The sequence below is a fragment of the Ectopseudomonas composti genome (assembly GCF_900115475.1).
Taxonomy (GTDB): Bacteria; Pseudomonadota; Gammaproteobacteria; order Pseudomonadales; family Pseudomonadaceae; genus Aquipseudomonas; species Aquipseudomonas composti.
Genome location: NZ_FOWP01000001.1, coordinates 171,746 through 194,008, shown reverse-complemented (window position 1 = coordinate 194,008; position 22,263 = coordinate 171,746). Strand labels below are relative to the sequence as shown.

Genomic DNA, 22,263 nt, shown 5'->3' with positions numbered 1-22,263 from the left:
CGGTTCAAGAAAATGCCGGCTACGATCCTTTCGGTCGCCAGCGATTGAGCAGCAACGCGTTGCTCACCACGCTGACACTGGACAGAGCCATGGCGGCGCCAGCGAACATCGGGTTGAGCAGGCCTGCGGCAGCCAGCGGGATACCGATCAGGTTGTAGATGAAGGCCCAGAACAGGTTCTGGCGGATCTTGGCGTAGGTACGCCGGCTGATGTCCAGTGCGGCCGGCACCAGACGCGGGTCGCCACGCATCAGGGTGATGCCGGCAGCATGCATGGCTGCGTCGGTACCGCCGCCCATAGCGATGCCGACATCCGCCGCCGCCAGCGCCGGGGCGTCGTTGATGCCGTCACCGACCATGGCTACGGTGCCGTGCTGACGCAGTTCGGTTATCAGGCGCGCCTTGTCCGCTGGCAGCACCTGAGCGTGTGGTTCGTCGATGCCCAGCACGCTGGCGACGGCGGTGACGCTGCCCTGGTTGTCGCCGCTGATCAGGTGGCTGGTGATGCCCTGTTCACGCAGTTCGGCGATAGCCTCGGCGGCGCCGTCCTTGAGTTGGTCGCCGAACGCCAGCAGGCCGAGCAGGCGAGGGGGGCTGCCGGTTTCGATCAACCAGGACAGGGTGCGGCCCTCGGCCTCCCAGGTGCGTGCGGATTCGGTAAGCGCACCCGCGTGCAATTGGTTTTCCTCCAGCAGGCGGCTGCTGCCCAGTTGCAGGCTGCGGCCCTCGACATCGCCAGTGATGCCACGACCGGCCAGCGCACGGCTATCGCTGAGCGCTGGCAGACCAATATGTTGGTCGGCGCAGCGCAGCAGCACGGCCTTGGCCAATGGGTGTTCGCTGCCTTGCTGCAGGCCGCCGGCCAGGCGCAGCAGTTCTGCCTCGCTGGATTCGCCCAGGCCGATATGGACGATGCGCGGCTTGCCTTCGGTGAGTGTGCCAGTCTTGTCGAAGGCGATGTGGCGCACGGCATGCGCCACCTCTAGGGCTTCGGCGTCCTTGATCAGGATGCCGTGGCGCGCGGCAACACCAGTGCCGGCCATGATCGCGGTCGGCGTGGCCAGGCCCAGCGCGCAGGGGCAGGCGATCACCAGCACGGCGACGGCGTTGAGCAGGGCGTTCTCCAGCGGCGCGCCTACTGCCAGCCAGCCGAGCAACGTGGCCAGGGCGATCAGCAGCACGGCTGGGACGAACACCTGGCTGACCTTGTCCACCAGCTTCTGGATCGGCGCCTTGGCCGCCTGGGCGTCCTCGACCAGGCGGATGATGCGCGACAGCACGGTTTCGGCGCCGAGGGCGGTGGTTTCCACCAGCAGTCGGCCTTCGCCGTTGATGGCGCCGGCCGTGACCTTGTCGCCCGGCTGCTTGGCCACCGGCAGGCTTTCACCGCTGATCAGCGCCTCGTCGGCGTGGCTGCTGCCTTCCAGCACCTGGCCGTCGACCGGGAAGCGCTCGCCCGGCTTGACCAGAATCAGATCGCCCAGCACCAGTGCGTCGATACCGACGCGTTCCTCGCGACCCTCCACCAGGCGTACCGCGTGATCCGGGCGCAGCGCCTGCAGGGCGCGAATGGCACTGGCGGTCTGGCGTTTGGCGCGGCTCTCCAGATACTTGCCTAGTAGGATCAGGCTGATGATCACCGCCGAGGCTTCGAAGTACAGGTGCGGGATCTGCCCGGCCGGCGTCACGGCCCATTGGTACAGGCTCAGGCCGTAGCCGGCGCTGGTGCCGATGGCCACCAGTTGATCCATGTTGCCGGCACGAGCCTTCAGCGCCTGCCAGGCGGCGCGATAGAAGCGTGCGCCGAAAAGGAATTGCACCGGCGTGGCCAACAGGAATTGCGCCCAGGCGGGCAGCATCCAGTGCAGGCCGAAGGGTTCGGCCAGCATCGGCAGCACCAGCGGCAGGGTCAGGACGATAGCTGCCAGCAGGGTCAGGCGTTCCCGCTGCAAACGGCGTTGCACCTGATCCGTGGCCGGGCGTTCGTCCAACAGGCTGGCCTTGTAGCCGGCGGCTACCACGGCCTTCAGCGCCTGCTGTGGATCGAAACCGGCGAGTACATGCAGGCGTGCTTTCTCGTCGGCGAGGTTGACGGCGACCTGGCTGACGCCCGGCAGCTTGCCCAGCGCTCGCTCGATGCGGCCGGCGCAGCTGGCGCAGGTCATACCGTCGATGTCCAACTCCAGCGGCTGGCTGGGAACGCTGTAACCGGCGCCTTCAATGGTGGTGATCAACTGCGGCAGGCTGTCGGCCGCCGCCTCGACACGTGCCCGCTCACTGGCCAGGTTGACGCTGGCGCTGCTGACTTGCGGCAACTTGTTCAGCGCGCGTTCGACACGGCCGGCGCAACTGGCGCAGGTCATGCCCTGGATCGGCAGGTCGAAGGTGGTCATAGCGGGGCTCCCTGTAACGTCGTGGCTACAGGATCAACCTTACCCCCATGGCAAGGTCAAGCCTTCAGTTCAGCGTGGGCGCGGCATGCAGTCGCAGGCCATCGCTGCCCATGGCGATGCGGTAGCGGCGTACTTCACCGGCCTGCAGTTCCAGCGACTGTCCGGCGAGCTGGTTGATGCCGTCCTGGCAGGGACCGGTGCCGGTCAGGCCGAGGCGCAGCGAAACCTTGCCAGGCGGCAGGTTGAAGGACACCGACTGGCCCTGATGCAGGCGTGCGGCCATCTGGTCATGCAGATACAGCGCGACCTCACAGGTGGTGGCCACTTCCAGGCGTTCGCGCGAGACGATCAGCACCGCGTAGCCTTCGCCCTGGCTTGTCGAGGGCAACGGTGCCATGGGTTCGGCCTGAGTCAGAGGCGCCATCAGCAGGGCAAGGGTGGAGCAGAGCAGGCGCATGGTGATGATCCTCATGCTGAAATCGGAGCGAATGACATGCCGCAAGGGCTTGACCTTGCCATCGTGGCAAGGTCGAGACTACACCCATCGACCAGCGATTCAAGGAGTCAGCAATGCAGCAATTCAAGGTTAGCGGAATGTCCTGCGGTCATTGTGTACGGGCCGTCACCCGGGCGATCCAGGCGCTGGATCAAGGCGCGCGGGTCGAGGTCGACCTCGCCGCCGGGGTGGTGCATGTCGATGCCCGTCTGAATGCCGCGCAGATACAGGCGGCGATTCGCGAAGAAGGTTACGAGGTCGTGCCCGCGTAGCTTCGCGGGCACCGATGCATCAGCCTGACAGGCTGTTTAAAAACAACCTCGGCTTTGGCTTCCTGCATCCGTGTAGTCGTTGTTTACGTTTTTCAACGGCCTGCTACGGCCACTGCCGCAGTAGGCCGCGGAAGCAGCTGTCGATCATCGCTGGGGTATCGGTCTGGGCGTCGAAGAGGTTGGGGTCGCGCAGCCAGTCGCTGAACAGGCCGACGAGCAGCGCGTGCAGCGTACGTGAGGCCAGGCGCGGGGTGATGCCTGACTGCAGGTATGGTTGCACGGTCGGCAGGGCGAACTGCTGTTCGCACAGGTCGATGAATTGATTGACGAAGGTTTCGTGGCGCTCCTCGGCTTCGCGTAGTTCCTCAGTGAACTCGCAGCGGCGCAGTAGCACGGTGAGGATGCGCCGCCGCTGTTCGTCGAGCACCAGATTGGCCATGGCTTCTATGCACAGGTCGCGCAGCAACTGCAGCGATGACAGACCATCGACCGCCGCCAATTGCTCAGCCAGGGGTTCCAGCGGTAGGCGTACCTGATTGAGCATCTCGTGGAACAGGTGCGCCTTGTTCTGGAAATGCCAGTAAACCGCACCGCGCGTGACCCCCGCATGCCGGGCGATGTGTTCTAGGCTGGTGTGGGCGACTCCGCGCTCGAGGAACAGCTGTTCGGCGGCGGCGAGAATGGCGCAGCGGGTCTTCTCCGCGTCTTCTTTGGTTCTACGCATGGCGATCCGGTTAATTGGAACTAGGCTCAGATTGTATCGAGTTTACCGATTTTGCCCCGCCTACTGGTGGCGGGCTGCGTCATGTCGCTACTGCCCGCGTCTAGCCAAGGAGAGGAATGCCTCATGCCCTTCGTTCGTCTGGTCGGTTTCTGCCTGCCCATCAGTCTGGGCCTGCTAGCCCTGAACGCTCAGGCGGCCGATGCGCCACCGACCGCCGTGACGGTGGAGCAGATCAAGTCGGGCGAACTGCCCATCGTGCTGGAATACCCCGCACGAACCGCCGGTTACCGCGAGGTGCAGGTCAGGGCTCAGGTTGGCGGCATCCTGCAGGAGCGTACCTATCAGGAGGGCAGTCGGGTGCAGAAGGATCAGGTGCTGTTTCGCATCGATTCGCGCCCCTATGAAGCTGCCTTGGCCCGCGCCAAAGGCGCTTTGGCGCAAGAACAGGCACGCTTTCGCCAGACCGATCGAGATCTCAAGCGTATCCGCGAACTGCAGAAGAAGGGCTTCGCCAGCGAGAGCGAACTGGATAACGCTATCTCCAATTTCGAGCAGAGCAAGGCCAATATCGAGGCGGCCCAGGCTGAGGTGCAGTCGCGCCAGATCGACCTCGACTACACCACGGTGAAGGCACCGATCACCGGTATGACCAGCAAGGAAAGCGTCTCCGAAGGCAGCCTGATCGTCGCTGGCGATCCCAGTGCCAGCCTGCTGACCCAGATCACTCAGCTCGATCCGATTTTCGTCAATTTCGCCTACCCGGACGCCGAGGCCGAGCGCCTGCGCCGAGAATTGTCCGAGGGCAGCCTGGTGCCGCCGAGTAGCGGCAAGCTGAGTGTCGAAGTCTATTTTGGTGATGGTTCGGCCTATCCGACGGCGGGCGAGGTGGACTTCACCGACAGCCTGATCGACCGCGGCACTGGCACCGTCAGCGCCCGTGGTGTGGTGCCGAACCCCGAGCAGAAACTGCTGCCTGGGCAGTTCGTGCGCGTGCAGGTCAAGGGCCTGACTCGCCCCAATGCCATCACCGTACCGGAGCGCGCCGTGGCTCAGGGGCCACGCGGGACTTTTGTCTACGTGGTGGACGAGCAGAGCGTCGCGCGCATGCGCCAGGTCACCACGGGTGATACGGCCGGCGGGCGCTGGGTGATTCTCGCCGGCGTCAGTGACGGCGAGCGGGTGATCGTCGATGGCCTGGCCAAGGTACGACCGGACAGCCCGGTCAAGGTCGAGGAGGCGAAGGCAGCCACGCCAGCCAGCCCGGCGCAGGAGTAACGGCCATGATCTCGCGCTTTTTCATCGACCGTCCGGTATTCGCCACCGTCATCTCCATCGTCATCGTGCTCGCCGGCTTGGCGGCGATGCGCGCGCTGCCCATCGCTCAGTACCCGGAAATCCTGCCGCCGCAGGTATCGGTCAGCGCCGCTTACCCCGGTGCCAGCTCGCAGGTCATCGCCGAAACCGTGGCGGCGCCGCTGGAGCAGGAGATCAACGGCGTCGAGAACATGATCTACCAGCTGTCCAACTCCTCCAGCAGTGGGGCGATGAGTCTGACGGTGTACTTCGCGGTCGGCACCGACCCGGACCAGGCCACCATCAACGTCAACAACAAGGTTCAGGCGGCGTTGGCCAAGTTGCCGGAAGAGGTGCGCCGCCAGGGTGTGAAGGTAGAGAAGAAGTCTTCCGACATCCTCCAGGTGATCACCCTCTATTCGCCGGATGGTTCGCGCGACCCGATCTTCATCAGCAACTACGCGCTGATCAACGTCATTGACGAACTCAAGCGCCTCAAGGGCGTTGGCGACGCCAGCCAGTTCGGCTCCAAGGACTATTCCATGCGCATCTGGCTGCGCCCGGACAAGCTGGCGCAGTACAACCTGACACCGACCGATGTGGTCAATGCCATTCGCGAGCAGAATTCGCAGTTCGCCGCCGGTAGCTTCGGCCAGCAGCCGTTGAAGGAGCCACAGGACTTCACCTACACCGTCACCACGCAAGGGCGTTTCACCGATCCCAAGGAGTTCGAGAGCGTTATCCTGCGCACCGACGATACCGGTGCCAGCCTGCTGCTCAAGGATGTGGCGCGGGTCGAACTGGGCGCCCAGGACTACTCGCTTGTCACCACTCTCAACGGCCAGCAGAACGCCGCCTTCGGTATCTATCTGCAACCCGGCGCCAACGCCCTCGACACCGCTGAAGCGGTCGAGCGCACCATGCAACGCCTGGCCAAGCGCTTCCCCGAAGGCATCGCCTACAAGATCCCCTACGACACCACCAAGTTCGTGCAGGTCTCCATCGACGAGGTGATCAAGACCTTTTTCGAGGCCCTGGTGTTGGTGGTGCTGGTGGTGTTCGTGTTCCTGCAGAACTGGCGCGCCACACTGATTCCGGTGCTGGCGATTCCGGTGTCGCTGGTGGGCACCTTCGCCGGCATGTACATGCTGGGGTTCTCGATCAATCTGCTGACGCTGTTCGGCATGGTGCTGGCCATCGGCATCGTGGTCGACGACGCCATCGTGGTGATCGAGAACGTCGAGCGGGTGATGCGCACCCAAGGCCTCAGCGCGCGGGATGCCTCAATCAAGGCCATGGAGGAGGTCACTGGGCCGATCATCGCCATCGTCCTGGTGCTCTGCGCGGTGTTCGTTCCGGTGGGTTTCCTCGGCGGCCTGGCGGGGCAGATGTACAAGCAGTTCGCGATCACCATCGCGGTGTCGGTGGTGATCTCCGGCATCGTCGCCCTGACCCTTTCGCCCGCGCTTTGCGCGCTGCTGCTCAAGCCCGGCCATCACGAGCCGGCTGCGCCGTTTCGTGTATTCAACCGTTTCTTCGACAAGGCCACCGAAGGTTATGGCGCCGGTGTGCGTTTCTTCCTCAAGCGTTCGCTGGTGGGGCTGCTGCTGTTCGGCGGGATGATCGCGCTGATCATGCTGCTGTTCGCGCGGGTACCCGGCTCGCTGGTACCTGATGAGGATCAGGGTTACGTGATCAACGCCTATTACTTGCCGCCGGCCGCATCGCTCAATCGCACCGAGGCCCTGAGCGGCGCAGTGAGCCAGCAGTTGATGGAGCACCCGGCGGTGCAGGACGTGGTCACCTTCGCCGGTTTCGACGTGCTCACCTTCGGCGTGCGCAGCAACGCTGGGGTGTCCTTCGTGCCGCTCAAGGACTGGAGCGAGCGCACCACACCCGAGCTCGATGCGCGCAACCTGACGCGCGAGTTCATGGGCGCGGGGGCCGCGCAGAAAGACGGCCTGGTGCTGTCGTTCAACCCGCCGCCGATCACCGGCATGAGCACCACCGGTGGCTTCGAATCCTTCATTCAGGACCGCTCCGGCGGCAGCGTCGAGCAGCTTGGCGAGAAGGTCCAGGCCTTCGTCGCGGCGGCCAGCAAGCGGCCGGAGCTGGCCGGCATTCAGAGCACCTTCAGCGCCAACGTGCCGCAGTACTACATCGACTTGGATCGCACCAAGACGCGGGCACTGGGGGTCAGCGTCAGCGATGTGTTCACCGCCATGCAGGCGACCTTCGGCAGCTACTACGTCAACGACTTCACTCTCTATGGGCGCACCTGGCAGGTCAGCCTGCAGTCCGAATCCGAGTTTCGCCGCAAGCCGGAAGACCTCGGTCAGGTCTATGTGCGCTCCAGCAGCGGTGATCTGGTGCCGCTGTCGACCCTGCTGCGCGTGCGGCGCATCCTCGGACCGGATTCCTATGACCGTTTCAACGTCTATCCCTCGGCCAAGGTCCTTGGCGGCCCAGCGCCGGGTTACAGCTCCGGGCAGGCACTGGCGGCGATGCAGGAGGTGGCCGATGAGGTGCTGGGCGAGGACTACAGTCTTGGTTGGATTGGTTCGGCGTACCAGGAACTGGCGACCCAGGGTTCGGGCACCCAGGCGTTCGTCTTCGGCCTGATCCTGGTCTTCCTGATTCTCGCCGCGCAGTACGAGCGCTGGACGCTGCCGTTGGCGGTGGTGACCGCCGTGCCGTTCGCGGTGTTCGGCGCGATCCTCGCGGTATGGCTACGCGGCATCCAGAACGACGTGTACTTCCAGGTCGGCCTGGTCACCCTGATCGGCCTGGCGGCGAAGAACGCCATCCTCATCGTCGAATTCGCCGTGCTGCTGCGCGCCGAAGGCAAGGGCATCTTCGACTCGGCGCTGGAGGCGGCCAAACTGCGTTTCCGTCCCATCGTGATGACCTCGCTGGCCTTCATTCTCGGCTGCGTGCCGCTGGCCATAAGTTCCGGCGCCGGCTCGGCCAGTCGTCACTCCATCGGTACCGGGGTGATCGGCGGCATGCTCGCGGCAACCCTGTTGGCTACCTTCGTCATCCCGATGTTCTACCTGCTGGTGGAAACAGCGGCGCAGCGGGTAGGTCGGCGCGAGAAGGCCAAGGAGGAGCAGCGACCGCATTGAGTCATCCGGGCCGTCGTTCGGCGGCCCGCGCTTTCGTAAGCGACCCGGTCGGTGAGATGATTAGCCGGCTAACAATAGTCCGGACTATTCATGAACCTGCGAACGATGCTGATTCTGGGCGCGCTGTGCGCCTTTGGCCCCTTGGCCATCGATTTCTATCTACCGAGTTTCCCTACCCTGGCCCAGCAGTTCGGCACCGATGTCGAACATATCCAGCTGTCGCTGGCGGCCTATTTCGTCGGTATCGCCATCGGTCAGCTGTTCTATGGCCCGTTGGCGGATCGCTTCGGTCGCCGCGTACCGCTGCTGGTTGGGGTGGCGCTGTTCAGCGTGGCGTCGCTGGCCTGTGCCCTGGCACCGAATCTGGAGTGGCTGGTGACGGCGCGCTTCGTGCAAGCGCTCGGTGGCTGCGCCGGGATGGTGATCACCCGCGCGGTGGTGCGTGACCTGTGCGATCCGCTGGCCTCGGCCAAGGTGTTCTCACAACTGGTGCTGGTGATGGGCCTGGCGCCGATTCTTGCGCCCCTCGGTGGCGGATTGCTGCTCAACACCCTGGGCTGGCCGTGGATCTTCCACAGCCTGGCGCTCTTTGCCGGGCTGTGCCTGCTGGCCGTGCTGGCGTGGCTGCCGGAAACGCGTCCGCAGCATCTGCCACCGGCACCACTGAGCGGTGCCTTTGGTCAGTACCGCGCGCTGCTGGGCAATGCGCCGTTCATGGGTTACAGCCTGGCCGGTGGCGTGGCGATGGCCGGCATGTTCGCCTACATCGCCGGCTCGCCCTTCGTGTTCATCGAGCTGTATGACGTGCCGGCCGAGGACTACGGCTGGCTGTTCGGCAGCAACGCGGCGGGTTTCGTGATCATGGCGCAGGTCAATGCGCGGCTGGTACGCAATGGCGGGCCGGCGCTGTGGCTGCGGCGCATGGTGCTGGTGTACCTAGCCAGCGGCTTGTGTTTGCTGGGGTTGGCGCTGTGGCAACCGGCCCAGCTGTGGCCGCTGCTGATTCCGCTGTTCATCTGCGTGGCCAGCCTCGGGTGCGTGCTGCCCAATGCCACTGCCTGCGCCATGGCGGGGCAGGGGCGACATGCGGGCAGCGCATCCGGGTTGCTGGGCAGCATGCAGTTCAGTGTGGCCGCCGGCGCGTCGGCGTTGGTGGCCTTCCTGCATGACGGTTCGGCGATGCCCATGGCGTTGGTGATTGCCCTGTGTGGCCTTGCAGCCTGCGGCTTTGCCTGGTGGAGCAAGCGTTTCGTGGTGTGAGCCAGCACGCTACAGGCGCGCCGCCTTGAAGGTGTCGCAACGCCCCGGCTGGCCGCTCTCGAAACCGCTGCTGAACCAGCGTACACGCTGCTCTGAGGTGCCATGGGTGAAGGCGTCCGGCACCACTTGGCCGCGCGCCTGCTTCTGCAGGCGGTCATCGCCGATGGCGCTGGCCGCATTCAGCGCTTCTTCCAGGTCGCCCGCTTCCAGCCAGTCATGCCGGCGTTGCGCGTGATGCGCCCAGACCCCAGCTAGGCAATCGGCTTGCAGTTCCTGACGCACCAGCAGGCCGCCATCGCCCTCGACTCGTTCGCCACGCTGGCGTGCCGCGTTGACCTTGGCCGAAACGCCGAGCAGCGTCTGCACGTGGTGGCCGATTTCATGGGCGATCACGTAGGCCTGGGCGAAATCGCCGGCAGCCGAGAAGCGCTGCTCCATCTCGCGGAAGAACGCCATGTCCAGATACACCCGCTGATCGCCGGGGCAGTAGAAGGGGCCGACTGCCGAGCTGGCGAAGCCGCAGGCGGAATTGACGCCGCCGGAGAACAGCACTAATTGCGGGTCGCGATACTGCTGGCCGGCTTGCTGGAACAGCTCGCGCCAGGTGTCTTCGGTATCGCCGAGAATGGCGCGGACGAACTCGCTCTGCGCGTCGTTCGCCGGAGGCGCGCTCTGCGTCTGCGCGACCTGCGGCTGGGTGGCCTGGCCGGCGATCTGGCCGAGAATCTGCAGCGGGTCCTGGCCCATCAGCAGGCCGACGATGACGATCACCGCCACGCCGCCGAGGCTCAGGCCACCGCCAAGGCGCCTGCCGGAACGACCACGCGTATCCACCACGTTGTCACTGCGTCTACCGCGTTGCCAGCGCATGGCCGTACTCCCAGGTTGGTTGTCGCTGCAGTGTAGCTGCGTCCGTGTCGACTCAGTTGGCCGGGTAGTTGCTCAGCAGCTGATCCTGGCGTTCACGATCCAGGCCGATGACCTGATAGGCGTCGACACGATCACCATATTCCATGCCCGGCGAGCCCATGGGCATGCCGGGTACGGCGGCGCCGATCAGATCGGGCCGTTGACGCAGCTTGAGAATGTCGGCGGCCGGCACATGGCCTTCGACGAACTTGCCGTCGATCACCCCGGTATGACAGGAGGCCAGGCGCGGCGGTACGCCAAGGCGCTGTTTGACCGCGCTCATGTCAGACTCGACATGGTCGTTGACGGTAAAACCGTTGTCCTGCAGATGGCTGATCCAGGCCTTGCAGCAACCGCAATTGGCGTCGCGATGCACATCGATGGTCAGTGGCTCGCTGGCATGAGCCAGGCCAGTGAAGAGGCAGAGGGCGAGCAGCGAGTGGCGCATAATGGGGCTCCAATGGGCGATGGCGTAGAGGATAGCGCCATGTCCGGTGATGCCCAAGGATCATGATGCGGCTCCGAAGGGAGACTCCGGAGCCGCAGTCGGGTTACTCCAGTTCCATCAGGCTCGGATCGCGCTGTACGGGCTGGATCTGCTCAGGCTTGATCCCACTCTTTAGCATCAGTTTCAGCTGGCTGGACTTCTGGCAGGCATTGTTGCCATCAGCGAAAATGCCGCCCTGATTGCACTTCCAGTCGTAGAAGTTGGCCAGGCCTCCAGCCAGTTGCAGGCTGTAGTCGGTGCTCTGAGTGCCAGGGGTGAACGATTGACCGGCGGGAATGTTCTGGAACCAGCGCATCCACTCAGGCGACCCTACGGCTGGGGGATTGGCCTGGAAGGTCGGGTTCATGATCGCCAGTTGTGGGTATTCGCCGGTCATGTGGCAACTCAGACAGGAGCTCACCGGGTTGTCCACCGGGCCGTTGAGGCGGCCGTTCCAACCCAGGTGGGTCGGCGGCAGCTCGCTGGTTTTGGCGTTGATTGCGGTCTCTTTGAGGTTGGGGTTGATGCGCGTCTGGCTCGGTTGAGGGTTGCTGTAATCGTTACCGTTATCCTCAGGGTCGTTGCCCCACATGATGCCCACTGGTACCAAGTTGTCCCAGCCAGCTTTGCCGGTAATAGCGCCGTTGTACTGGAAGGTGCCGAAGATCCAGCCGGTTTCGTTGATGCGGGTGTCGCGCACAGCGATGTCCATCTGAATCAGCGCAACCTCTTTCACCTCGCGGTCAGCCGAGTCGAAGGTCTTGGTGATGTAGCCCTGCCAGAGCACCGGATTCTGTAGGAAGGGCACCTGGCTGCGGTCAACATCGGCGAACAGCGGTTTGCACACCACGGTGCCATCCGCAAAGCTGTTGGGCTTGGAGGTGAATTCCGGATTGGGGTTTTGCGGATCCTTCCATACTTGGCCAATGGTGTAGGCACCGATGTCGTTGTAGATGCCGACCGCGTAGGTCTGGCCTGTGGTGGTCTGGGTCGGCGCGAGTTGCTTGGCCTGAATCTGCGCTTCCTTGGTCATCCCGTGAATGCCTTCGCGGCCCAGGGGGCCGTAGTGCTGCCAGGGCATGTGGAACCAGTCGCGCACCTTGTTTTTCTGCACGTCCCAGTCGTTTTCCACGTTGCCTTCCAGGCAGTAGTCCTTCACGGCATCCATGTAGGCGCGCCAGGTCTCGAAGTCGTTGCTCCGTTCCTTTGGCAGCAGCTTGAAGAAGGCCGGCAAGGCGGATGCCGGTGGGGCGGAGCTTGGGTAGGACTGACTGAGTTGGAACAGCGGGCCACTGTACTCGGCGGGAGGTGGCTTGTAGCCGAAGTCGGGGTAGGTACCGGCGTGGGCCGCTGCGGTGAGCAGGGGAGCGGCAAGCGCCAGTGTGCAGATCAGAGTTCCTTGTGACTTACGCATGGATCATCTCCTTATGTGGCTACGCCTGCCAGGCGAGGTATTCGCGTAGGGGCAGGGTGTCCGTTATGGTTCTATCGGCTGTGGCGCGGTGTCCGTCGCGCCGGTTCACGGTGTTGTGCAAGCTCCTGAGTTGGAGTTGACGAGGCGGTACTCGGACATGGCTGCGCCGTTGTCGGCGAGCGGTACGACGTGAGCGACGCAAGAGGGATGGCGGGCATGTCGACCTCCTTGTCGAGTACGGTGGGGTGTCGCAGTTGCAAGGATAGTTGTAGATCATTCTGGCGAAAGTGCCATCAGTCTCTGCTGGCAGCGCTCTGCACGAATGTCTTAGGTTTGAACGAGCTGGCTTGTGGCGGTGAAATGCCTGAGGTCATGCCGCCACTCATCGAGTGAGGAGTCATACGATGCTGTTTGCCCGAATCGTCTTGCTGATCCAGATCGCTGCCCTGCTCGTGTTGGGGCTGGCCTACTTCATTCGGCCCGAGGAAATGGCCAGTTTCAGTGGCGCGTTGCTGATGGAGAGTGCTGCTGTGACCGAGGTGCGCGCCTATTACGGTGGCCTGCAGTTGGGGCTGGCGGCGTATCTGGTGATGGCGCTGCTGCGCCTGGACCTACTGCGGCCGGCGCTACTGCTATTGGTGCTGCTGTACAGCGTGCTGGCACTGGCTCGAGTCGGCGGGCTGTGGCTCGACGGTGGCGCGCAGCAGACCTTCAACCTCTACGCGTTGCTGCTCGAAGCAGTGTCGGCCGGGCTGGCCTGGTGGGCGTTGCGCGGGCTTGAACGCTAGCACCGCATTCCCCACCAGCTGTGTAGCTCGGATGCAATCCGCGGACGGTCTTGCACATTGCCCCGGATTGCATCCGAGTTACAGGGAGGCGGCTCAGCGCCGTTCCAGCAACACACCGGCTTCCATGTGATGGGTGTAGGGGAATTGGTCGAACAGCGCGCTGCGCGTCACCTTATGGGTGTCGTTGAGCTGGGCGATGTTGGCGGCCAAGGTCTCCGGGTTGCAGGAGATGTACAGGATGCGCTCGAAGCGGCGGGTCAGCTCGCAGGTGTCCGGGTCCATGCCGGCGCGTGGCGGGTCGACGAAGACGCTGCCGAACTCGTAGCTCTTGAGGTCGATACCGGCCAGGCGACGGAACGGGCGCACTTCGTTGAGCGCTTGGGTCAGTTCTTCGGCGGACAGGCGCACCAGCTCGACGTTTTCCACGCCGTTATCGGCCAGGTTGGCCAGGGCGGCGTTGACCGAGGTCTTGCTGATCTCGGTGGCCAATACCTTGCGCACGCGAGTGGCCAGCGGCAGGGTGAAGTTGCCGTTGCCGCAGTACAGCTCCAACAGGTCGTCGCCGCGCTCGCTGAGTACGTCGTAGGCCCAGCCCAGCATCTTTTCGCAGACCCGGCCGTTGGGCTGGGTGAAGGCGCCTTCGGGCTGGCGATAGCGGAAGCTGCGACCAGCTACGGTCAGCTCCTCTTCCACGTAGTCGCGGCCAATCACCAGGCGCTGGCCGCGGGAACGGCCGACCAGGCTGACATTGAACTCAGCTGCCAGTTTCTCCGCCTCGGCCTGCCAGGCCTCGTCCAGCGGGCGGTGGTAGGCCAGGGTGATCAGCGCATCGCCGGCCAGGGTGGTGAGGAACTCGACCTGAAACAGCTTGAACGACAGCACTTCGCTGGCCTGCCAGGCAGCGCGCAGGCGCGGCATCAACTCATTGATGCGCAGGCTGGCGATGGGGAAGTCGTCGAGCAGGATCGGCGTGTGCTTGTCGCCCGGGGCGAACATCGCGTAGTAGCGCTGGCCATCCTCACGCCACAGGCGGAACTCGGCGCGCATGCGGTAGTGCTCGCGCGGCGACTCGAACACTTCGGGCTGCGGCGCGGCGAAGGGCGCCAGCAGTTCGACCAGGCGTGCCTTCTTCTCGGCGAGTTGGGCTTCGTAGGTGGCGGGGTCGAATGCGGGGCGGCTCATCGGTCACTCATGGGGCAGGAAAACGGGGCGCCATTGTAGCGACTCCGTTGCCGATGTGCCGTTGTCGTCGATCATTGGTGGCGCTGGACGCAGAGCGTCCCAGGGAGGCGTTCTCACGCGGAGCGTGGGAACGATCATGACGAGGCCTATGGTGGGCTGAAACGGAACGCCGCCCGGCCCACCCTACGCAGATTGTCCGGGCGGCGGCGTAGGGCGTACTCGCGAAGCAGTACGCCGTTATCGGTTGATCAGGCGAAGTAGGCCAACTTGATCACGAACAGGGCGGAGAGCACCCACATTGCCGGGTTCAGTTCGCGCCAGCGGCCGGCCAGTACCTTGACCGCGGTCCAGGCGATGAAGCCGAACGCGATGCCGTTGGCGATGGAGAAGGTCAGCGGCATGGCCAGGGCGGCAACCACCACTGGGGCGGCGACAGTCAGGTCGTCCCAGTCGATCTGCGCCAGGCTGCTCATCATCAGTACGGCGACGAACAGCAGTGCTGGCGCGGTGGCGTAGGCCGGCACGGCGCCAGCCAGCGGGGCGAAGAACAGGGCCAGGAGAAACAGCGCGGCGACCACGCAGGCGGTCAGGCCGGTACGCCCACCGGCACTGATGCCAGCAGCGGATTCGATGTAGCTGGTGGTGGTGCTGGTGCCCAGTGCGGCGCCGGCCATGGTCGCGGTGCTGTCGGCCAGCAGGGCACGGCCCAGGCGTGGCATCTTGCCGTCCTTGTCCAGCAGGTCGGCTTTTTGTGCCACGCCGACCAGGGTGCCGGAGGTGTCGAACAGGTCGACGAAGAGGAAGGCGAAGATCACGCTGATCAAGCCGATATCCAGCGCGCCGGCAATGTCCAGCTGCAGCAGGGTCGGCATCAGCGACGGTGGCATCGACACCACGCCTTGCAGCTCGGACAGGCCGAGGGCAATGGACAGGCCGGTGACCAGCAGGATGCCGATCATCACCGCGCCGGTGACCTTGCGATAGGCCAGTGCGGCGATGACGAAGAAGCCCAGGCAGGCCAGCAGCGCGCCGCCCTTGCTCATGTCGCCGAGGCCGACCAGGGTGGCCGGGTGATCGACCACGATGCCGGCGTTCTTCAGTGCGATGATCGCCAGGAACAGGCCGATACCGGCGGCGATACCGGCGCGCAACGCCAGCGGGATGCTGTTGATGATCCATTCGCGGATCTTGAAGATCGACAACAGGAAGAAGATCGCGCCGGAGAGGAACACCGCGCCCAGAGCGGTCTGCCAGCTGTAGCCCATGGTCATCACCACGGTGTAGGTGAAGAAGGCGTTGAGGCCCATGCCGGGCGCCAGGGCGATCGGGTAGTTGGCCAGCAGGCCCATGATCAGCGAGCCGATGGCGCCAGCCAGGCAGGTGGCGACGAACACCGCGCCGTGGTCCATACCGGTCTTTGCCAGCATTTCCGGGTTGACGAAGAGAATGTAGGCCATGGTCAGGAAGGTGGTGATCCCGGCCAGTACCTCGGTGCGCACAGTGGTGTTATGGGCTCTGAGTTGGAACAGTCTTTCCAGCATGGTGGCTCCCCGAGGCGCGAACGCGCCGAAATTGATCTGCAGAAAGCAAAGCACATTCGTCCGTGCAGGCCGGAAAATTGCCCCGATTTCGCAAAAGCCGCGCATCATACCAGCAAGGTTTTACCGGGTGAATTTATGGTCTGTCGTGTCTTTTTATGACCAGGTGGACAGTTTTTTTTTGCCTTAAATGGAGTTGATAGATGAGCAAGCGAGCCCTGATTACGGTTGCCGATGGTGTCGAAGATCTCGAATGCGTGACCCTGATCGACGTGCTGCGCCGCGCCGATATCGAGGTACTGGTGGCCAGTATCGAAGAGCGGCGGATGATCACCTGTGCCCGTGGCACCCGGCTGACTGCCGATGCCATGTTGGTGGACGTGCTGGCGCAGGATTTCGACCTGATCGTTCTGCCTGGTGGTATGCCTGGCGCGCAGCGTCTGGCCGATTTCGAACCACTGGCCGAGCGCGTGCGCAAGCAGGCCAAGGCCGGCGAGCTGTTCGCCGCCATCTGCGCTGCGCCGGCGCTAGCCTTGCAGCAGTATGGGGTGCTCAGGCAGCGCCGGATGACCTGCTATCCGGCCTTCAGTGATCGACTGAATGGCTGCACCTTCGTCGATGAGGCGGTGGTGGTTGATGGCAACTGCATCACCAGCCAGGGCCCGGGCACGGCAATGGCCTTTGCCCTGACCCTGGTGGAGCAACTGGTCGGGCGCGGCACGCGCAGGGAGGTGGCCGAGGCGATGTTGGTCTAGAGACCGGAGAAAGAGCCGGTGCGCATGGCGCACCCTACGGGCGGACAGTCTGTAGGGCGGGTGCAACCCGCCATCAGCGGCCTGGCGGGTTGCACCTGCCCTCCGAACTCAATGCAATCCTGGCTACGCGTCCTGTTTTTCCCGTTCTAGCAACTGCCGTTTGCGCGCCAGCCCCCAGCGGTAGCCGCTGAGGCTGCCATCGCTGGCGACCACGCGGTGGCACGGCAGTAGCAAGCCAATGGCGTTGCTGGCGCAGGCCCGAGCAATCGCCCGCGGGTGGCTGTGCAGTTGCCCGGCCAGATCGCTATAGCTGCGGGTTTCGCCGCGGGGAATGTGCTGCAGCGCCTGCCACACGCGTTGCTGAAAGGCCGTGCCACGAATGTCCAGGGGTAGATGGGCGGCGCGCTCGGGCTCTTCGAGTTGCGCCAGCACCTGCTGCAGCCAGTTGCGCAACCCTTGATCATCTTCTTCGAGCTGGGCGGCGCCGAAACGCTGTTGCAGCTCGTCATGCAGGGCTGCCGGTTCATCGCCAAACAGCAGGGCGCAAACGCCCTTGTCGCTGGTGGCCAGCAGCACCTGGCCGAGCGGGCAAGGGGCAATGCTGTAGCGCAGGTGTTCGCCCGCACCGCGCTGGCGGCGCTGCGCCGGGCTCATGGCCTGGGGCTTCTCATACAATGCTCGGGTGCCGGAGTAACCCGCGGCCAGGGCCGCCTCGAGCACGTTATCTGCCTGTGGCAACTGGGCATCCAGGCGCTGGCGGCGTTGCGCCGCCGCCCAGGCATTGGGCGTCATCCCGGTGCGCGCCTTGAACGCTCGGGCCAGGTGTGACGGCGACAGGCCGATGCGCGCCGCCAGCTGCGGCAACGTCAGGCGCTGTTCACCGCGCAGAAGCTCACAAGCGGCCGCGACCAGCGTGTCGAGTTGCTGCGCCGGGCTTTGCCCCTGCGGCGAGCAGCGCTTGCATGGACGAAAACCGGCCGCCTCGGCACTCGCGGCATCGGCATGAAAGCTGACGTTGTCGCGCCGTGGCCGCCGCGCGGGGCAGTTCGGCCGGCAATAGATGCTGGTGCTGCGCACGGCGAAAACGAAGCGTCCGTCGAACGCCTCATCGCGTTCGCAAACAGCCTGCCAGCAGCGTTCCTGGTCGAGCATGGCGCAGCCCTCTGGTAACGGTATTGCTGACGATTGTCGGCTGCGCGCGCTGGCCTGCCAATCCGCATTGCACTTTCAAACCCCTGTCGAGGTCATTTGTATGTCGGCCTGAGCGCAAATGCAGCCCAGTGCCTTTAATGATGAGTAGGCAGGTGCCAACGGAGGTCGTCATGCGCGGGATGCTCGATAGGCCGGAGCAGGAACTGATTCTGGTGGTGGACGACGCCGTGGACGCGCGCCAGCGCCTGGGTGCGTTATTGGTCGACCGCTATCAGGTGCGCCTGGTCGGCAGCGAGGAGGCGTTGCAGGCTGCCAAGTCGCAACCGCAGCCAGACCTGATTCTGCTCGACTGGCAGAACGACTACGCACTGTGTCGCGGGTTCAGGACCGATCCGCAGACCCGCCATATTCCTCTCATTCTGGTCACCGGACGCAGCGATGCGGCCGACGAGCAACTGGGCTTCGACCTCGGCGCCGCCGACTACATCACCAAGCCGGTCAGCCCGCCCATCGTGCTGGCCCGTGTGCGGGCGCAATTGCAGCTCAAGGCGGCCACCGATTACCTGCGCGACAAGAGCGAATACCTGGAACTCGAGGTCAAGCGCCGGACGCGCGATATCCAGCGCTTGCAGGACGTCACCATCGAAGCCATGGCCAGTGTTGCCGTCATGCGTGACAACCCGAGCAGCCGGCGTCTGGAGCGCATCGAGCGTTATATGAGCTGTCTCACCACCGCTCTGGGACGGCAGCAGCCGGCGCTGTCGGAGTACCTGAGCGAGGAACGCATCGCCCAGTTGGGCAAGTCGGCCATGCTGCATGTGATCGACCGGCTGACCCTGCCGGATCGTGTGCTGCTCAGCCATGGCGAGCCCGATGACAACGATCTGCGTCTGCTGAGCGAAGGCGTGATCGCCGGGCGTGATGCGCTCGAACGTGCCGAACGCAAGCTGGGCAGCATCACCGACTTTCTTTCCGATGCCAAAGACATCGTCTACGGCCAGCATGAGCGCTGGGACGGCAAAGGCTATCCGCAGGGGCTGTTCGGTGAGCAGATTCCGCTGTCTGCGCGCTTGATGGCGCTGGTGGGCCACTTCGAAGAACTGACCTGCCAGCATCCCTATTTGCCGCGCATCAACCCAGCTCAGGCGGTGGCGCAGATCAGCGCCGCCAGCGGTACACGATTTGACCCGCTGGTGGTGCTGGCCTTCGTCGAGGCGACGCCAGAGTTTCTGCAGATCGCCGAAACCCTGGCCGATGACGCCGCGGCGGTCGGCGTCGAGCTGCAGCGACTAGAGGATTCGCTGGCGGAGAACATAGAGCTGACCCTGCCGTCGGCGCCATGAATCGGCGCAGCTCAATCCATTGCTTGGGACCGGCGGCCGGCACTTGACCTGTAGGGTGAGCACCGCGAGACCCTGCCACGCGGCGCGCCATGGTAGGGAGCTAGCAGGCCGTTGAAAACCGTAGGCGAGGCAGCCAGTGCAAGGCAAAAACAGCCGAAAAAGCGCAGTTTACGTGTTGTAAATGAGCATTTTGAGGCTGTTTTTAACGCAGCAATGGCAACGTAGGTAGTTTCTCAACGGCTTGCTAGTCGACGATCCGCTCCACATGATGGCAGGCCACCTGCCGCGCATCGATCAGTCTCAGCTCCGGGCGCTCGCCACGGCAGCGTTCGTCGGCGTGCGGACAGCGTTTGTGGAAGGCGCAGCCCGACGGCGGATCCAAGGGGTTGGGCAGTTCACCGCTGATCTTCATCCGTGGCTTGTCCGGATTGGGATGAATCGTTGGCGTCGCCGACAGCAGGGCGCGGGTGTAAGGGTGCAGTGGCCGGCTGTAGAGCGCTTCGGCTGGGCCGATTTCTGCCGGACGGCCGAGGTACATTACCAGCACGTCGTCGGCGACGTGGCGCACCACCGAGAGGTTGTGCGAGATGAACACGTAGCCGGTAGCGAACTGCTCCTGCAGATCCATGAACAGATTGAGCACCTGCGCCTGGATCGACACGTCCAGCGCCGAGGTCGGCTCGTCCGCCACCAGCACCTTGGGTTGCAGCATCATAGCGCGCGCCAGGGCGATGCGCTGGCGCTGGCCGCCGGAGAACATGTGCGGGTAGCGCTGGTAATGCTCGGGGCGCAGGCCCACCTGCTGCATCATCGCCTGCACTTTTTCGCGGCGTTCGCTGCGTGACAGGTCGGTATTGATCAGCAGCGGCTCGGCCAGTTGATCGCCGATCTTCTGCCGCGGGTTGAGCGAAGCGTAGGGGTTCTGGAAAACCATCTGCACGTCGCGGCGCAGTTGCCTGCGCTCGGCCTTGCTGGCGCCGGCCACTTCGCGCCCGGCGATCTGCAGGGAGCCGGCGCTGGGCTCCTCGATCAGGGTCAGGGCGCGGGCCAGAGTCGACTTGCCGCAGCCGGACTCGCCGACCACCGCCAAGGTCTTGCCGGCCTGCAGGCTGAAGGACACGCCATTGAGTGCCTGGACCGTGGCCGCTGGTTTGAACAGACCGCGCGAAACGCTGTAGTGACGGGTCAGCTCATGGGCTTCGAGTACGGTGCTCATCAGGCCACCTCCAGCGGGAAGAAGCAGCGCGCGGCGCCACGGGCATGTTCGTCCAGGGTCGGACGTTGTTGGTGGCAGCGCTCCTGCACGTAGGGGCAGCGTGGTGACAGCAGGCAACCCAGTGGACGGTCATAGCGGCCAGGCACGATGCCCGGCAGGGTGGCCAGGCGGCTGGCGCCGGCGCTATGTTCAGGGATCGCCTTGAGCAACGCTTCGGTGTATGGATGACTGGGGGCATCGAACAGGGTTGGCACCTGGCCCAGCTCCACCGCTTGCCCGGCGTACATCACGCAGACGCGCTGGGCGGTTTCGGCCACCACGGCGAGGTCGTGGGTGATCAGCACTAGGGCCATGCCCTGGTCGCGTTGCAGATCCAGCAGCAGCTCCATGATCTGCGCCTGGATGGTCACGTCCAGCGCAGTGGTGGGTTCATCGGCGATCAGCAGTTTGGGTTCGGCGGCAATCGCCATGGCAATTGCCACGCGCTGGCTCATGCCCCCGGAAAGCTGGTGCGGGTAGGCATCCAGGCGGCTGGCGGCGCCGGGAATTTCCACCCGTTCCAATAGCTCCAGGGCACGGGCACGCGCTGCCTTGCCCTTCAAACCGAGATGCTGGCGGAGCACTTCCTCGATCTGGAAGCCCACGGTGTAGCTGGGGTTGAGGGCGGTCATCGGGTCCTGAAAGACCATGGCCAGATCCTTGCCCACGATGTGTCGGCGCTGGCGGCCTTTCAACCGCAGCATGTCGGTGCCGTCGAACTGCATGCAGTCGGCCTGGACGATGCCGGGGGCGTCGATCAGGCCCATCAGCGCCATCATGGTGACCGACTTGCCGGAGCCAGACTCGCCGACGATGGCCAGCACTTCGCCCTGTTCGACGCTGAGGTCGAGGCCATCGACCACTGGCATGGCGGGGCCGAAGCGTACGGACAGGTTGTGGATATTCAGCAGGCTCATTCCTGGCTCCTTACTGCGCATTCTTCAGTTTCGGGTCGAGCGCATCACGCAGGCCGTCACCCATCAGGTTGATCGCTAGTACGCTGAGCAGAATCGCCAGGCCAGGCAGGCTCACCACCCACCAGGCGCGTTCGATGTAGTCGCGCGCCGAGGCCAGCATGGTGCCCCACTCGGGCGTCGGCGGTTGTACGCCGAGGCCGAGAAAGCCCAGCGCGGCGGCATCGAGAATCGCCGAGGAGAAGCTCAGCGTGGCCTGCACGATCAACGGTGCCATGCAGTTGGGCAGCACGGTGACGAACATCAGCCGTGGCAGCCCGGCGCCGGCCAGTTGCGCGGCGGTGACGTAGTCACGGTTCAGCTCGCTCATCACCGCTGCGCGGGTCAGGCGCACGTAGGACGGCAGCGAGACGATGGCGATGGCGAAGATAGTGTTGATCAGCCCGGGGCCGAGGATGGCGACGATGGCCACCGCGAGCAGCAGCGAGGGCAGGGCCAGCATGATGTCCATCAGGCGCATGACGCTGGGGCCGAGCAGGCGCGGGAAGAACCCGGCAATCAGGCCCAGGAGGATGCCCGGGATCAGCGACATCAGCACCGAGGCCAGGCCGATCAGCAGCGACAGGCGTGCGCCATGGATCAGCCGTGAGAGCAGGTCGCGGCCTAGTTCGTCGGTGCCGAGCAAGAACTGCCATTGGCCGCCCTCCAGCCACACCGGCGGGGTGAGGAGGAAATCGCGGTACTGCTCGCTGGGATCGTGCGGCGCGACCCAGGGCGCGAACAGTGCGCAGAACACCAGCAGGATCATGAAGGCCAGGCCGCCGAGGGCGCCTTGGTTGTGGGCGAAGGCTTGCCAGAACTCCTTGAGTGGCGAGGGGTAGAGCAGGCTTTGGTCGAGCGTGGTGGAGGTGGTCATGGGCGCACCTCTTGATCCGTCCACTGACGTGTTTTCACGGTGGATGAA

At 64.5% G+C, this 22,263-nt stretch carries 19 protein-coding genes; 7 read left to right on the top strand and 12 right to left on the bottom strand.

The window, feature by feature from the left end; translation table 11 throughout:
• Positions 1 to 19 precede the first annotated feature (19 nt).
• Together BM059_RS00930 and BM059_RS00925 are read right to left on the bottom strand one after the other, a co-directional pair.
• Positions 20 to 2,392 (bottom strand): heavy metal translocating P-type ATPase, encoded by a 2,373-nt coding sequence (locus BM059_RS00930; protein ID WP_074936094.1) that lies wholly within the window; start codon positions 2,390 to 2,392, stop codon positions 20 to 22.
• A gap of 64 nt (positions 2,393 to 2,456) precedes the next feature.
• Entirely contained in the window at positions 2,457 to 2,849 is a 393-nt protein-coding gene (locus BM059_RS00925; protein WP_074936092.1) for a hypothetical protein, read from the bottom strand.
• A gap of 113 nt (positions 2,850 to 2,962) precedes the next feature.
• On the opposite strand from BM059_RS00925, the gene BM059_RS00920 reads away from it, so the two are divergent.
• Complete coding sequence (locus BM059_RS00920; protein ID WP_074936090.1) at positions 2,963 to 3,160, top strand: heavy-metal-associated domain-containing protein; 198 nt, start codon at positions 2,963 to 2,965, stop codon at positions 3,158 to 3,160.
• Positions 3,161 to 3,263: 103 nt separating this feature from the next.
• On the opposite strand, the gene BM059_RS00915 is transcribed toward BM059_RS00920, so the two are convergent.
• Positions 3,264 to 3,884 carry a TetR family transcriptional regulator gene (locus BM059_RS00915; RefSeq protein ID WP_036999280.1) on the bottom strand — a complete coding sequence of 207 codons (621 nt, stop codon included), beginning with the start codon at positions 3,882 to 3,884 and terminating at the stop codon, positions 3,264 to 3,266.
• A gap of 123 nt (positions 3,885 to 4,007) precedes the next feature.
• On the opposite strand from BM059_RS00915, the gene BM059_RS00910 reads away from it, so the two are divergent.
• From BM059_RS00910 to BM059_RS00900, 3 genes are all read left to right on the top strand, one after another.
• Positions 4,008 to 5,159, top strand: coding sequence for an efflux RND transporter periplasmic adaptor subunit (locus tag BM059_RS00910; RefSeq protein WP_074936088.1), 1,152 nt, complete (start codon positions 4,008 to 4,010; stop codon positions 5,157 to 5,159).
• 5 nt (positions 5,160 to 5,164) lie between these two features.
• Complete coding sequence (locus tag BM059_RS00905) at positions 5,165 to 8,302, top strand: efflux RND transporter permease subunit (protein ID WP_074936085.1); 3,138 nt, start codon at positions 5,165 to 5,167, stop codon at positions 8,300 to 8,302.
• 90 nt (positions 8,303 to 8,392) lie between these two features.
• Positions 8,393 to 9,562, top strand: a complete 1,170-nt coding sequence (locus tag BM059_RS00900) for a multidrug effflux MFS transporter (RefSeq protein ID WP_074936083.1) — start codon at positions 8,393 to 8,395, stop codon at positions 9,560 to 9,562.
• A gap of 9 nt (positions 9,563 to 9,571) precedes the next feature.
• On the opposite strand, the gene ypfJ is transcribed toward BM059_RS00900, so the two are convergent.
• The 3 genes from ypfJ to BM059_RS00885 form a co-directional block, all read right to left on the bottom strand.
• The gene (gene ypfJ, locus BM059_RS00895) at positions 9,572 to 10,432 is read right to left on the bottom strand and encodes a KPN_02809 family neutral zinc metallopeptidase (protein WP_074936081.1); all 861 of its coding nucleotides are present in this window, start codon (positions 10,430 to 10,432) and stop codon (positions 9,572 to 9,574) included.
• A gap of 52 nt (positions 10,433 to 10,484) precedes the next feature.
• On the bottom strand, positions 10,485 to 10,919 hold the full coding sequence (locus tag BM059_RS00890; RefSeq protein ID WP_074936079.1) for a DUF411 domain-containing protein: 435 nt from the start codon (positions 10,917 to 10,919) through the stop codon (positions 10,485 to 10,487).
• Between the two features lie 103 nt (positions 10,920 to 11,022).
• A complete protein-coding gene (locus tag BM059_RS00885) occupies positions 11,023 to 12,372 on the bottom strand; it encodes a hypothetical protein (protein WP_074936077.1) in 1,350 nt (449 codons plus the stop codon).
• Between the two features lie 404 nt (positions 12,373 to 12,776).
• Here BM059_RS00885 and BM059_RS00880 point away from each other — a divergent pair, with 404 nt between their 5' ends.
• Positions 12,777 to 13,160, top strand: a complete 384-nt coding sequence (locus BM059_RS00880; RefSeq protein ID WP_074936075.1) for a DUF4345 family protein — start codon at positions 12,777 to 12,779, stop codon at positions 13,158 to 13,160.
• A 93-nt stretch (positions 13,161 to 13,253) separates the two neighbouring features.
• Here the strand turns inward: BM059_RS00880 and trmA are convergent, their stop codons facing one another.
• Together trmA and BM059_RS00870 are read right to left on the bottom strand one after the other, a co-directional pair.
• Positions 13,254 to 14,342, bottom strand: coding sequence for a tRNA (uridine(54)-C5)-methyltransferase TrmA (gene trmA, locus BM059_RS00875; protein ID WP_074936073.1), 1,089 nt, complete (start codon positions 14,340 to 14,342; stop codon positions 13,254 to 13,256).
• Positions 14,343 to 14,590: 248 nt separating this feature from the next.
• On the bottom strand, positions 14,591 to 15,883 hold the full coding sequence (locus tag BM059_RS00870; protein WP_036999299.1) for an NCS2 family permease: 1,293 nt from the start codon (positions 15,881 to 15,883) through the stop codon (positions 14,591 to 14,593).
• A 200-nt stretch (positions 15,884 to 16,083) separates the two neighbouring features.
• Here BM059_RS00870 and BM059_RS00865 point away from each other — a divergent pair, with 200 nt between their 5' ends.
• On the top strand, positions 16,084 to 16,635 hold the full coding sequence (locus BM059_RS00865; protein WP_036999300.1) for a DJ-1 family glyoxalase III: 552 nt from the start codon (positions 16,084 to 16,086) through the stop codon (positions 16,633 to 16,635).
• Positions 16,636 to 16,758: 123 nt separating this feature from the next.
• On the opposite strand, the gene ada is transcribed toward BM059_RS00865, so the two are convergent.
• Positions 16,759 to 17,787, bottom strand: coding sequence for a bifunctional DNA-binding transcriptional regulator/O6-methylguanine-DNA methyltransferase Ada (ada, locus tag BM059_RS00860; protein WP_074936072.1), 1,029 nt, complete (start codon positions 17,785 to 17,787; stop codon positions 16,759 to 16,761).
• Between the two features lie 170 nt (positions 17,788 to 17,957).
• Here ada and BM059_RS00855 point away from each other — a divergent pair, with 170 nt between their 5' ends.
• Entirely contained in the window at positions 17,958 to 19,130 is a 1,173-nt protein-coding gene (locus BM059_RS00855) for an HD domain-containing phosphohydrolase (RefSeq protein ID WP_074936070.1), read from the top strand.
• 244 nt (positions 19,131 to 19,374) lie between these two features.
• Here the strand turns inward: BM059_RS00855 and BM059_RS00850 are convergent, their stop codons facing one another.
• Genes BM059_RS00850 through BM059_RS00840 form a run of 3 tightly spaced genes read right to left on the bottom strand, consistent with a single transcriptional unit; the run spans position 19,375 to position 22,215 of the window.
• On the bottom strand, positions 19,375 to 20,346 hold the full coding sequence (locus BM059_RS00850) for a peptide ABC transporter ATP-binding protein (RefSeq protein ID WP_074936068.1): 972 nt from the start codon (positions 20,344 to 20,346) through the stop codon (positions 19,375 to 19,377).
• A complete protein-coding gene (locus tag BM059_RS00845) occupies positions 20,346 to 21,302 on the bottom strand; it encodes an ABC transporter ATP-binding protein (RefSeq protein ID WP_074936066.1) in 957 nt (318 codons plus the stop codon). The genes BM059_RS00850 and BM059_RS00845 overlap by 1 nt, the downstream gene beginning before the upstream one ends.
• A gap of 10 nt (positions 21,303 to 21,312) precedes the next feature.
• Positions 21,313 to 22,215, bottom strand: a complete 903-nt coding sequence (locus tag BM059_RS00840) for an ABC transporter permease subunit (protein ID WP_036999305.1) — start codon at positions 22,213 to 22,215, stop codon at positions 21,313 to 21,315.
• Between the last annotated feature and the right edge of the window lie 48 nt (positions 22,216 to 22,263).